At 62.2% G+C, this 12296-nt stretch carries 12 protein-coding genes; 9 read left to right on the top strand and 3 right to left on the bottom strand.

Translation table 11 applies throughout. The features are described from left to right. Positions 1 to 30: 30 nt before the first annotated feature. From NKH57_RS09465 to NKH57_RS09455, 3 genes are all read left to right on the top strand, one after another. Positions 31 to 630, top strand: coding sequence for a DUF2585 domain-containing protein (locus NKH57_RS09465; RefSeq protein ID WP_352943719.1), 600 nt, complete (start codon positions 31 to 33; stop codon positions 628 to 630). Between the two features lie 4 nt (positions 631 to 634). Continuing rightward, positions 635 to 1948 (top strand): ATP-dependent protease ATPase subunit HslU, encoded by a 1314-nt coding sequence (gene hslU, locus NKH57_RS09460; protein ID WP_352729331.1) that lies wholly within the window; start codon positions 635 to 637, stop codon positions 1946 to 1948. A gap of 235 nt (positions 1949 to 2183) precedes the next feature. Continuing rightward, a complete protein-coding gene (locus NKH57_RS09455) occupies positions 2184 to 3143 on the top strand; it encodes a DUF1402 family protein (RefSeq protein WP_502907273.1) in 960 nt (319 codons plus the stop codon). A gap of 66 nt (positions 3144 to 3209) precedes the next feature. On the opposite strand, the gene NKH57_RS09450 is transcribed toward NKH57_RS09455, so the two are convergent. Genes NKH57_RS09450 through NKH57_RS09440 form a run of 3 tightly spaced genes read right to left on the bottom strand, consistent with a single transcriptional unit; the run spans position 3210 to position 5903 of the window. After that, the gene (locus NKH57_RS09450) at positions 3210 to 4448 is read right to left on the bottom strand and encodes an NAD(P)/FAD-dependent oxidoreductase (protein ID WP_352943716.1); all 1239 of its coding nucleotides are present in this window, start codon (positions 4446 to 4448) and stop codon (positions 3210 to 3212) included. Further along, on the bottom strand, positions 4445 to 4759 hold the full coding sequence (locus tag NKH57_RS09445) for a Rieske (2Fe-2S) protein (RefSeq protein ID WP_352943714.1): 315 nt from the start codon (positions 4757 to 4759) through the stop codon (positions 4445 to 4447). Before NKH57_RS09445 ends, NKH57_RS09450 begins: the two co-directional genes overlap by 4 nt. A 52-nt stretch (positions 4760 to 4811) precedes the next feature. Further along, positions 4812 to 5903 (bottom strand): fatty acid desaturase family protein, encoded by a 1092-nt coding sequence (locus tag NKH57_RS09440; RefSeq protein WP_352943712.1) that lies wholly within the window; start codon positions 5901 to 5903, stop codon positions 4812 to 4814. 168 nt (positions 5904 to 6071) lie between these two features. Here NKH57_RS09440 and NKH57_RS09435 point away from each other — a divergent pair, with 168 nt between their 5' ends. The 6 genes from NKH57_RS09435 (at position 6072) to NKH57_RS09410 (ending at position 12285) form a co-directional block, all read left to right on the top strand. Then, positions 6072 to 7103 carry a LacI family DNA-binding transcriptional regulator gene (locus NKH57_RS09435; protein WP_352943710.1) on the top strand — a complete coding sequence of 344 codons (1032 nt, stop codon included), beginning with the start codon at positions 6072 to 6074 and terminating at the stop codon, positions 7101 to 7103. Positions 7104 to 7397: 294 nt separating this feature from the next. Beyond that, the gene (locus NKH57_RS09430; protein WP_352943708.1) at positions 7398 to 8339 is read left to right on the top strand and encodes a sugar ABC transporter substrate-binding protein; all 942 of its coding nucleotides are present in this window, start codon (positions 7398 to 7400) and stop codon (positions 8337 to 8339) included. Positions 8340 to 8439: 100 nt separating this feature from the next. After that, on the top strand, positions 8440 to 9516 hold the full coding sequence (locus NKH57_RS09425; RefSeq protein WP_023761107.1) for an ABC transporter permease: 1077 nt from the start codon (positions 8440 to 8442) through the stop codon (positions 9514 to 9516). 2 nt (positions 9517 to 9518) lie between these two features. Beyond that, positions 9519 to 10286: an ATP-binding cassette domain-containing protein gene (locus NKH57_RS09420; RefSeq protein WP_023761106.1), complete on the top strand. Its 768-nt coding sequence runs from the start codon at positions 9519 to 9521 to the stop codon at positions 10284 to 10286. A 171-nt stretch (positions 10287 to 10457) separates the two neighbouring features. After that, the gene (gene iolG / locus NKH57_RS09415; RefSeq protein ID WP_352943705.1) at positions 10458 to 11453 is read left to right on the top strand and encodes an inositol 2-dehydrogenase; all 996 of its coding nucleotides are present in this window, start codon (positions 10458 to 10460) and stop codon (positions 11451 to 11453) included. Between the two features lie 37 nt (positions 11454 to 11490). After that, positions 11491 to 12285 (top strand): SDR family oxidoreductase, encoded by a 795-nt coding sequence (locus tag NKH57_RS09410; protein WP_352603087.1) that lies wholly within the window; start codon positions 11491 to 11493, stop codon positions 12283 to 12285. Positions 12286 to 12296 lie beyond the last annotated feature (11 nt).

Raw genomic sequence — 12296 nt, 5'->3', positions numbered from 1 at the left:
AGCACGACGGGCACGAGGGGGAATGACGGCATGAAAGCATCCGGTGAGGACAAAGACCTCTCGGCCTACGAAAACAGCTGGCGGATGGGGGTTCTCATCGTGCTCGGGCTGATCATCGTCCAGGCCGTCACGCTCTATTTGATGGGACGGACACCGATCTGCACCTGCGGCTACGTCAAGCTCTGGCATGGAATCGTGCAGAGTTCGGAGAATTCCCAGCATATTTCCGACTGGTACACGCCATCGCATTTCATCCACGGCTTCCTGTTCTATGCCTTGGCGCGATTCCTGTTTCCGCGCTCACCGATCGGACTGAGGCTGGCATTCGCCGTCCTCATCGAAGGCGGCTGGGAGCTGGTCGAGAACAGCCCTTTCATCATCGACCGCTACCGCGCCGGCACCATCTCGCTCGACTATTACGGCGACAGCATCATCAATTCGGTGTCCGACACACTGGCCATGGTGCTGGGATTTGTGATGGCGCGAACGCTACCTATATGGGTGATCGTCAGTCTCGCCGTCGTCTTCGAACTGGGTACCGGTTATCTGATCCGGGACAATCTGACACTCAACGTGATCATGCTGCTGCATCCGTTAGAGGCCATCAAGCAGTGGCAAAGTGGAATTTAGTCATATGAGCACATTTTCTCCCCGCGAAATCGTTTCCGAACTCGACCGCTTCATCATCGGCCAGAAGGACGCCAAGCGCGCCGTGGCCATCGCCTTGCGCAACCGCTGGCGCCGCCAGCAGCTGGAAGGCCAGATGCGCGAGGAGGTGATGCCGAAGAACATCCTGATGATCGGGCCGACCGGCGTCGGCAAGACAGAGATTTCGCGCCGCCTGGCGCGGCTGGCCGGTGCGCCTTTCGTCAAGGTCGAGGCGACCAAATTCACCGAAGTCGGTTATGTCGGCCGCGATGTCGAGCAGATCATCCGCGACCTGGTCGAGATCGCCATCGGCCTGGTGCGCGAGAAGATGCGCGAGGACGTCAAGGCGCGCGCCCATATCAATGCCGAGGAACGCGTGCTGGAATCGCTTGTCGGCAAGACGGCGAGCCCTGCCACCCGCGATAGCTTCCGCAAGAAGCTGCGCGACGGTGAGCTCGACGACAAGGAGATCGAGATCGAAGTCGCCGACACCGGCACTGGCGGCATGCCCGGCTTCGAGATTCCCGGCATGCCGGGCGCCAATATCGGCGTGCTCAACATCAACGACATGCTGTCGAAGGCGATGGGCGGCAAGAAGACCAAGTCGCGCAAGACGACGGTCAAGGAATCCTACGCGCTGCTGGTCAACGATGAGTCCGACAAGCTGCTCGACCAGGATGAGGTGGTGCGCCGGGCGCTCGATGCGACCGAAAATGACGGCATCGTCTTCCTCGACGAGATCGACAAGATCGCGTCGCGTGAAGGCGGCATGGGCGCCGGAGTTTCTCGCGAAGGCGTGCAGCGCGACCTGCTGCCGCTGATCGAGGGCACGACGGTGGCGACCAAATACGGACCGTTGAAGACCGACCACATCCTGTTCATCGCCTCGGGCGCGTTCCACGTTTCCAAACCTTCCGACCTTTTGCCGGAATTGCAGGGCCGCCTGCCGATCCGCGTCGAGCTGCGGGCGCTGGAGAAGGACGATTTCGTCCGCATCCTGACCGAGACCGAGGCCAGCCTGATCAAGCAGTATATCGCGCTGATGAAGACCGAAGGCGTCGACCTGACCTTCACCGACGACGCCATCGATTCGCTGGCCGGCATCGCCGTCGACCTCAACGCCAGCGTCGAGAACATCGGCGCAAGGCGGCTGCAGACGGTGATGGAGCGAGTGCTGGATGAAATCTCCTATGACGCGCCGGACCGCAACGGCACGAGCGTCACAATCGACGCCGCCTATGTGGAAAAGCATGTCGGCGATCTGTCGCGAAACACAGATTTGTCGCGATTCATCCTTTAAACGACGGCGCCGGGGTCATTCCGGCGCCGGTCCGGACGACACGGTTCCTGCAAACAGTTTGGGGTGTGGCCAGATGGTACCATCCGGCCATGTTTCGTAGTGCTAGGCGAAGGGGTGCTCTCGACTCGATCAAGAGCTTTACCTAGTTTGCGCGGCATTCTCGATCTCTTGGTTGACGCAATTCCGGGCGGAAAACCGTTTCACACTTTTCCTGGAATTGCTTGGGCGGCGGCGCATGAAAAAACTGATCCTGCTCATTCTCGGCTTGACGCTGGCGGCGACGCTGTACGCCACTGAAGCCGCGACATTGGTGCCGGCGGGAAACCGCAATGCCGTGCAGCCGGACATTCCCGGCGCTTCAAGCCGGCGCACGCAGGCGACCAACACCACCTTCCAGGCGAAGTACCGCAAGGTCTACGCCCTGCTGCAGAACGACGCCGACCTGCGCGGCAAGATCAAGAAGGCAGCAGCCACCTACGGCATTGATCCGATGCACATCGTCGGCGCCATCGTCGGCGAGCACACCTACAATGTCGATGCCTACGACCGGCTGCAGACTTATTACGTCAAGGCGATCTCTTACCTGTCGAGCAAGCTGTCCTTCGCTTATGACGGCGAGGACGTCACTGATTTTGTGCAGCGGCCGGAATTCAAGAAATGCGCCGGCGTGTCGGACAGCTATGATCTGTGGGAATGCCGTGAGCAGGTGTGGAACCATTCGTTTCGCGGCAAAAGCGTCGGCGGGACAAGCTTTCCAGACGACCGCTTCGGCGCCACCTTCTTCCAGCCCTATTATGCCGGCCAGACCTTCGGCCTGGGCCAGCTCAATCCGCTGACCGCCCTGCAGATGAGCGACCTGGTGCACAAGGTTTCCGGCCTGCCGGAGCTCGATGTCGCCGATCCCAACTCGGTCTACAAGACCATCATGGATCCCGACCTGACGCTGCCTTACGTCGCCGCGACGATCAGGAAATCGATCGACGCCTACAAGAGCATTGCCGGCTTCGACATTTCGGGCAATCCGGGGCTGACCGCCACGCTCTACAATGTCGGCAATCCGGAGCAGCGCGCGCATGCGCTGAAGGCGGAGAACGACAGGCGCCGTGCTGCTGGAGAGCCGGAGAAGCTGCCGGAGGAGAATTACTACGGCTGGCTGGTCAACGACAAGCTGCCGGAGCTGAAGGCGCTGTTTTAGAGCGCGCACTGTGGCTCAGCGTGCGACATTGAATTCCCGGCTGAACTCGAAGAGCGACGCGGTGGCTCAGGCCGCCAGCAATGACTTCAGCTTGACGGACTGCGAACCGAGCGCTTGCGATGCCGGTTTCGCCTGCTTGCCGATCAGCATTTCGGCCAGCCTGATGTCGCGGGCGACTGCATTGCCGGGGCCGATGCCGCTGGCCGCCACCAGCCTGCCGTCTTCGGCCAAATGGAAGAGGATGAAGGCGCCATCGCCGACATCACGGCGCACCGTGCTGCGGCCTTCGTCGGAGAGGCCTGCAATCTGCAGGGACAGGCCGTACTGATCCGACCAGAACCACGGCACCGCCGCATGCGCCTCGCCGGCACCCAGCATGTTCCTGGCCGCCAGCGCGCCTTGTTCCTGGGCGCTGCGCCAGGCTTCCAGCCGGACGCGGCGGCCGCCATAGACGGCAAGCGGAAACGAGCAGCAATCGCCGGCGGCAAAGATGTCGGGATCACTGCTGCGCAGCTCGGCATCGACAGCGATGCCGTTGTCGATCGCCAAGCCGGCTTCGGCGGCAAGCCCGGTCACCGGCACGGCGCCGATGCCGATGACGGCGAGGTCGGCTGATATCTCCTGTCCATCGGCAACCGTGATGCGCACCTCGTTGCCATCGTCGGCGATGGACGCGATGCCGGTCCCGCACAGGATTTTCACGCCTTCGGCGACATGCGCCTCATGGATGATCTCGGCGATTTCAGCGGGCACGCCGCGCATCAGGATGCGCGGCTGCGCCTCGATGACGGTAACCGACGCTGCGAGCTTGCGCGCGGCGGCGGCGAGTTCGAGGCCGATGAAGCCGCCGCCGATGATGGCGATACGATTGCCGGCCTTGAGATGCGCGCGAATGGCGAGTGCATCGGCGAAGGTGCGGAGATAAACGCAGCGCGAACCCAATCCCGGCATCGGCAGCTTGCGCGGCGTCGAACCGGTTGCCAGCAGGAGCTTGTCATAGGGCAGGACCGAGCCGTCCGACAGGCGAACCGCATGCGCGGCGCGATCGATCGCGATTGCCTGAACGGAATGGATATGCCGGATCGATTTCTCGGCGAGAATTGCGTCACTGGCGATCGCCTTGATATCGGGCGTATCGCTGACCATGGCGTCCTTGGACAGCGGCGGGCGTTCGTAGGGCAGATGCGGCTCCTCGCCGACCAGCGTCACAGGCCCCTCATAACCGAGTTCGCGCAGAGCCAACGCTGCGCGCCCACCGCATTCGCCGGCGCCGATGATGACCATTCCCCGCGCCATGTCGGTCATCCGACCTGAATCAGGACTTTGCCGGCATCGACCTTGACCGGATAGGTTTTCAGGTTGACGCAGACCGGCGCGCCTCGGGCGTTACCCGTCTTGTAGTTGAAGCGGCCATTGTGCTTGGGGCATTCGATGATGTCGTCCATCACCAACCCGTCGGCCAGATGCACCTTTTCATGCGTGCAGAGGCCGTCGGTGGCGAAGAACTCATCATCTGGGCTGCGGTAGATGGCGAAGGTGCGTCCGCCATGATCGAAGCGCATCACATCCTCCTCGTCGATGTCGCCGGTGTCACAGGCCTCGACCCAGTCGCTCATAGATTCCTCCTCAAAAATCGGGGCTCGCCTGGAAATCCGGACGACCGAGCGATCATTCCGCCGCGGCCGCGAGGGCATCGTTGTGGAATTCCTCGCGGTATGGCCTGGCGGTCGGCGGCAGCTCGCGCTTGAGGAAATAGTCCTCGTTGCGCAACTGGCGCAGGAAGACCGGGATCATCTCGCGGTAGCCGGCGAGGATCGACGGCGTCGGCGCCGGCAGATCGTCCTTGATCAGTTCGTGCAGCTTCGGCAGCGCGTGATAGGGCACCATCGGGAACATGTGATGCTCGACATGGTAGTTCATGTTCCAGTAGATGAAGCGGCTGATCGGGTTCATGTAGACGGTGCGGCTGTTGAGCCGGTGGTCGGTGACATTGTCGGCCAGGCCGCCATGCTGCAGAAGGCCGACCATGACGTGATGCCAGGCCCCATAGAGCCTGGGCAGGCCGATCAGCATCAGCGGCAGAAACGAGCCGGTGTAGAGCGCCAACGTAATGGTCGCGGCATAGATCGCCGTCCAGATACGGGCGACGCGGATCGCCCTTGGCTGCTCCTGCTCGGGAATGAAGGTCTTTTCCGCGGCGCTGATGTTGCCGGCGGCGTTGCGCAGCATGTCGCTCATCGCATGCCAGGCGTCGAGCACACCGACGAACCCCAGGACGACGCGGACCAGGTCCGGCGGTCGCATGACCGAGATTTCCGGGTCGCGGCCGACGATGATGGTGTCGGTATGATGGCGCGTATGGCTCCAGCGCCAGGTCACCGGATTGCGCATGATCATGAAGCAGGCGATCTGGTAGACCGCATCATTCATCCACTGCGTCCGGAACGCGGTGCCATGGCCGCACTCGTGCCAGCGGGAATCCGTCGAGGAGCCGTAGAGAACGCCATAGACGAAGAAGAACGGCACGCACCACCATGTGCCCCAGAACCAGGCACCGGCGGCGCCGCTGACGATCAGGGCAGCGAGCCAGATGATGGTATCGCGGATCGCCGGCCCGTCGGAGCGCTGCATCAGCTCCTTTATCTGCTTGCGCGGAATCTCGGTGTGATACCATTCGGCCGCCGACAGCCCGGTCTCGACGGCGAGCTTGGCGTCGCGGCCGATCAGGCTGTAGTCACGCCGGGACGGCGCAGCATGCATGGTTGCCTCCCTCGGCGAGGCACTCGTCGGAACGAATGCCCGAAATCCATTTGGCTTCGAGCCTGAAAAATAGTGCCAGATCATGATAGACTCAACATCATAAAGATAGTTTCTATCATTTCCCATCAGAATGGTGTAGGAAGCCTCAGGCGATCCAATGAGGCAAGCATGGCGAAACGGCCCACCATCACCGATCTGGCGCGCGTCTCGGGCGTCAGTGTCGCCACCGTCGACCGCGTGCTGAACAACCGGCTGCCGGTGCGCGAGGAGACCGCGCGCCGCGTCTACGAGGCCGCTACCGATATCGGCTATCACGCCGCCGGACTTATCAAGCAGCGCATGCGCCAGGAATTGCCGGAGTACCGGCTGGGCTTCCTGCTGCTGCGGGGCAATGATGCCTTTTACGGTGACTTCGCGCGGGAACTCGAACTGGCCATCTCGCAATCGCAGCGCTTCCGTGGCGTTGCGACCATCGACTTCGCCAGTTCCCTGGCTCCCGACGAGATCGCCTCCCAGATGCGCAGGCTGGCGGCAAAATCGCGGGCTATCGCCGTTGTCGGCCCGGACCATCCGACCCTGACAGCGGTCGTGGAAACCTTGAAGGCGAGAGGCCAGCCGGTCTTTTCGGTGCTGTCCGACTTAGCCGCCGGCATCCGGGAGGGCTATATCGGCCTCGACAACCGCAAGGTCGGGCGCACCGCCGCATGGATGATCTCCAAGGCAGCGAAGGAGCCTGGCAAGGTCGCCCTCTTCGTCGGCAGCCACCGCTTCCACGGCCACGAGCTGCGCGAGATCGGGTTTCGCTCCTTCTTCCGCGAGCATGCGCCGGACTTCAGCGTGCTTGAAACGCTGGTCAATCTGGAAGCCAACCAGGTGACCCATGATGCGATGATCGATCTTCTGGCGCGCTATCCGGATCTTGTCGGCTGCTACGTCGCCGGCGGGGGCATGGAAGGCGCGGTTTCGGCGCTGCGGGCAGCAAAGCCCGCGAAAATGCCGGTTGTCGTTTGCAACGAGATCAACGCCGAATCGCGCGCGGCACTCGCCGACAACATCCTCACCATGGTGATCTCGACGCCGCTCGCCGCTTTATGTCGTGAGCTTGTCGACCTGATGGCGCATGCCATCGAAACCGGCGCCGCCAACGCTCCAGGCCAGACCTTCCTGCCCTTTGACATCTATCTGCCGGAAAACATCTAGCTGCCGTCGCGCGAGCCGCCGAGGCAAATGATAGAATCCATCAGGGCGATGCGTAAATAGGCCCGCAGGCCGCTGAATCGCCCTTGACGCCCCGATGTGAAATGGAATAAATATTTCATCAGCTACGTATTTTGGTCCTTTCGTTCCGGACATCTGTTTCAAACTGGGAGCTTGGCGTTCCCCCTAGGAAAACGCCATCCGGAACAGAAAAGGCCGTGGGAGAGATTCCCCGGGGAGTCGGGGATTCCGGATAAATCGGTGAAACCGGACACCAATATGTGGAGGAGAAACACAATGAAGAAACTGCTTTTGGGCGTCGCCTTCGCGGCGCTGATGAGTTCATCTGCCATGGCCGCCAAGGTCGGCGTGTCGATGGCCAAGTTCGACGACAACTTCCTGACCGTGCTGCGCAACGGCATGATCGCGCAGGCCAAGGGCATGAGCGGCGTTGAGCTGCAGGTCGAAGACGCGCAGAACGATGTTGCCAAGCAGCTCGACCAGATCAAGAACTTCGCCGCCTCGGGCGTCGACGCGATCATCGTCAATCCGGTCGACACCTCGGCCACGCAGGCGATGTCGGATGCCGCGGCGGCCGCCAAGATTCCCCTTGTCTACGTCAACCGTGAGCCGGTCAATGTCGACACGCTGCCCGACAACCAGGCCTTCGTCGCCTCGAACGAGGCCGATTCCGGCACTCTCGAGACCAAGGAAGTCTGCCGCTTGTTCAAGGAAGCCGGCAAGAAGGAAGCCAATGTCTATGTGATTATGGGCGAGCTCTCCAACCAGGCCGCCGTGCAGCGCACCAAGGATATCGAAGAGGTGATCGCCACGCCGGATTGCAACTTCATCAAGATCATCGACAAGCAGACGTCGAACTGGAACCGCGACGAGGCGCAGAACCTGATGACCAACTGGCTGTCGACCGGCAAGCCATTCGACGGCGTCATCGCCAACAATGACGAAAGCGCGATCGGCGCCATCCAGGCGATGAAAGCCGCCAACATCGACATGAAGGCGGTTGTCGTCGGCGGCGTCGACGCCACCCAGGACGCGCTGGCCGCCATGCAGGCGGGCGACCTCGACGCAACCGTGTTCCAGGACGCGGCCGGCCAGGGCGCCGGTGCGCTGGATGCGGCGCTCAAGCTCTCCAAGGGCGAAAAGGTCGAACATAAGGTCTACGTCCCCTTCCAGCTGGTGACGCCGGCGAACATCGACAAGTTCCTGAAGAAGAACTGAGCAGCGGACATGCGGAGCGGCGCTCTCACTGCGCCGCTCCTCTTCCCCTCAGCGCCGGCAAGGCAGCAGGGGAGAACTGCGGCTGACGGAGGATAGAACGATGGCACAGACATCTCATGGCGTCGGCGGCCTCACCTATGATGCGAAGAAGCGCGCATGGCCTGCCGAACTCAACGTCTTCCTGGCGCTCGTCATTCTTGTTGTCGTCTTCGAATTGATCGGCCGGCTCTTTCTTGGCGACAGCTTCCTGTTCAACACCCGCAGCGACGTCAGCGCGATCTTCAATGAAGCGCGGCTGCAGATCATCATCCTGCAGGTGTCGATCGTCGGCATCATCGCCATCGGCGTGACGCAGGTGATCATCACCGGCGGCATCGACCTGTCCTCGGGTTCGATCGTCGGCGCGACGGCGATGATTGCCATGAGTTTTGCCCAGGTGGCGACCGTCAATGGCAATCCCAACCCCAAGGCGATGTTCCTCGCGCAGGGCTGGACCGACCTGCCGGTGATCGTGCCGGTGCTGGTCGCGATCGGCTGCGGCCTGTTTGCCGGCCTGATCAACGGCGCCTTGATCGCCTACACGCGCATTCCGCCGTTCATCGCCACGCTCGGCATGATGGTGACCGCGCGCGGCATCGCCAAATGGTGGTCCAAGGGCCAGCCGATCTCGTTTCCCACCGAGAGTTTCGCGGCGATCGGCAAAGGCCTGATGCCCGTCATCATCTTCCTGTCTCTGGCGGTGCTGTTCCAGCTGATCATGAGCTACACAAGGTACGGCAAGCATTGTTACGCGATCGGCTCCAATGAGGACGCCGCGCGTATGTCCGGCATCAAGATCGCCAACCACAAAATCCTGGTCTACGTCATCGCCGGCGTGCTCGCCGCGCTCGCCGCCGTGGTGCTGAGCTCCAAGAACCTCACCGCACAGTCCGGCATGGGCGTGATGTACGAACTCGACGCCATCGCCATGGCGGTCATCGGCGGCGTCTCGCTGTCAGGCGGCCGTGGCTCGATCATCGGCACGGTGATAGGCTCGCTGATCTTCGGCGTCATCATCTCCGGTTTCACCTTCCTGCGCCTCGACGCCTACTACCAGGAGATGGTCAAGGGCGTGATCATCGTCGGTGCTGTCGTTCTCGACCAGTGGCGCCAACGCCTGCGGGCAATGAGGGCTTGACCATGTCAGACATCGTCCTGAAGACCGAAAACCTGACCAAGCGCTATGGCGGCGTGCATGCACTGGAAGGCGCGAACTTCGAGCTGCGCAAAGGCGAGCATGTCGCCATCATGGGCGACAACGGCGCCGGCAAATCGACCTTCGTGCGCCAGATCACCGGTGTCGAGCAACGCACCAGCGGCCAGATCTGGTTCGACGGCAAGGAAGTGAACTTTACGGGGCCGATCGAGGCGCGCGAGGCGGGCATCGAAACGGTGTTCCAGAACCTGGCGCTGGCAGACGACCTCGATGTGCCGTCGAACCTGTTCCTCGGCCGCGAAAAGGTGCTGTTCAATCTCGGCCCGTTCTCGATCCTCGACCGCAAATACATGCGCAAGGCGACCGAGGCCGCACTTGTGCGCACGGCGGTTAAGATCCCCAATCTATCCAACACCATCCGCCATATGTCGGGCGGCCAGCGCCAGTGCGTGGCGATCGCCCGGACCGCGACTTTCGCTTCAAAGCTGATCATCATGGACGAGCCTACCGCCGCCCTTGGCGTGCAGGAGACGGCGCAGGTCGAAAACATCGTCCGCACGCTGAAGGACAATGGCGAGCCGCTGATCCTGATCAGCCACAATATGCGCCAGGTGTTCGACCTTTGCGACCGCATCGTCGTGTTCCGACGCGGCCGCATCGTCGCCAATCTGCGCAAGGAGAACACCGACGGAAACGATATCGTCTCCTACATCACCGGCGCCAAGACCGGGGAGGCAGAGCTCGCGGCCTAAACAGGGTGATCACCCGGTTTAGGCACAATCTGGCGCATTGAGCATTCCGGGAAAGGTGTGACACGGTTTTCCGGCCGGAATTGCGCCCAAACAAAAAATACGCCTGCCACCTTTCACTGACAGGAAGGTGGAGACACCACTCTCTCGAACCCATCCCCAGAGGAAATTTCCATGACTCTCCGCTTCGCCCTCCTCGGTGCCGGCCGCATCGGCAAGGTCCACGCCCGCGCCGTCGGCTCCAATCCGCAGGCCAAACTGGTTGCCGTCGCCGACGCGTTCGAGAAGGCGGCGACCGAGTTGGCGAGCGCCTATGGCGCCGAAGTGCGCACAATCGACGCCATCGAGAAATCCAAGGACATCGACGCCGTCGTCATCTGCACGCCGACCGACACCCACGCCGACCTGATCGAGCGTTTCGCCAAGGCCGGCAAGGCGATTTTCTGCGAGAAGCCGATCGATTTGAACGTCGAGCGGGTCGAGAAATGCCTGGCGGTGGTCGACAAGACAAAGGCGACGCTGATGGTCGGCTTCAACAGGCGCTTCGATCCGCATTTCGCCGCCGTGCGCAAGGCGATCGACGACGGCGCGATCGGCACCGTCGAGATGGTGACGATAACCTCGCGCGATCCGGGTGCGCCGCCGATCGATTACATCAAACGCTCGGGTGGCATTTTTCGCGACATGACCATCCATGATTTCGACATGGCGCGCTTCCTGCTCGGCGAGGAGCCGGTGGCGGTCAGCGCGCATGCCTCGGTGCTGGTCGACAAGAAGATCGGTGAGGCCGGCGATTTCGACAGCGTCAGCGTCATCCTCGAAACCGCATCCGGCAAGCAGGCCGTCATCTCCAACTCGCGCCGCGCTACCTATGGCTACGACCAGCGCATCGAGGTGCACGGCTCGAAAGGCATGATAGCGGCCGAGAACCAGCGCCCGGTGTCGATCGAACTGGCCAACGAGAAGGGCTATACGCGCCCGCCGTTGCACGACTTCTTCATGACCCGCTATCTCGACGCCTATGCCAATGAGATCGCTGCCTTCATCGCAGCGGCGACGTCGGGCAAGAAGGCGGCGCCAAGCGGCGCGGATGGCCTCGTGGCACTGAAGCTGGCGGACGCAGCACTAAAGTCCGCGACATCGGGCAAGACCGTCCGCCTCGACAAGTAAAAACCGGATTTCGGACCCCAGACACAGGAGCATCGCGATGAGCGCATCAGCCGATCGCAATTCACAGACACGCGCCATCGTCACCGGTGGTGCGCAAGGCATAGGCTTTGCCGTTGCCGAGGCGCTGGCCGACGAGGGCTGCCGGGCGCTTGCGCTCATCGGCCGCTCGCAGGAGAAGGGCGACAAGGCTGTTGCCCATTTCAGGAAACTGGGTGTCGACGCCATCTTCATCAGCGCCGACGTCTCGAAGGTCGCCGACTGCAAGCGCGCGGTCGCCACCGCGATCTCGCATTTCGGCACCGTCAACGCCCTGGTCAACGCCGCCGCCACATCGGCGCGCGGTTCGCTGGTCGAGACTTCGGAGGAGCTTTTCGACCAGATCTTCGACACCAATGTGCGCGGCCCGTTTTTCCTGATGCAGGGCCTGGTGGCGCATCTGCTCGATCGCAAGGCGCCTGGCTCGATCGTCAATGTGCTGTCTATGTCGGCGCATTGCGGGCAGTCTTTCCTGACGCCCTATTCCACGAGCAAGGGCGCGCTGATGACGCTGACCAAGAATGTCGCCAACGCGTATCGACACAATCGCATCCGCAGCAACGCTGTGCTGCCCGGCTGGATGGACACCGAGGGTGAGGATATCGTCCAGAAGAAATGGCACGACGCGCCGGACGACTGGCTGGCAAAGGCCGAAGCCGCGCAGCCGATGGGGCAGTTGGTGAAGCCGGACCAGCTGGCGCGGCTGATCAGCTACATGGTGAGCCCGCAATCGGGCGTCATGACCGGATCGCTGGTCGACTATGACCAGGGCGTTGCAGGGTCGGCGCCGGAATAGCGCCGGCAAGT

The organism is Mesorhizobium sp. M1050, assembly GCF_040318715.1.
GTDB lineage: Bacteria > Pseudomonadota > Alphaproteobacteria > Rhizobiales > Rhizobiaceae > Mesorhizobium.
This window is presented reverse-complemented; position numbering and strand designations above follow the sequence as displayed.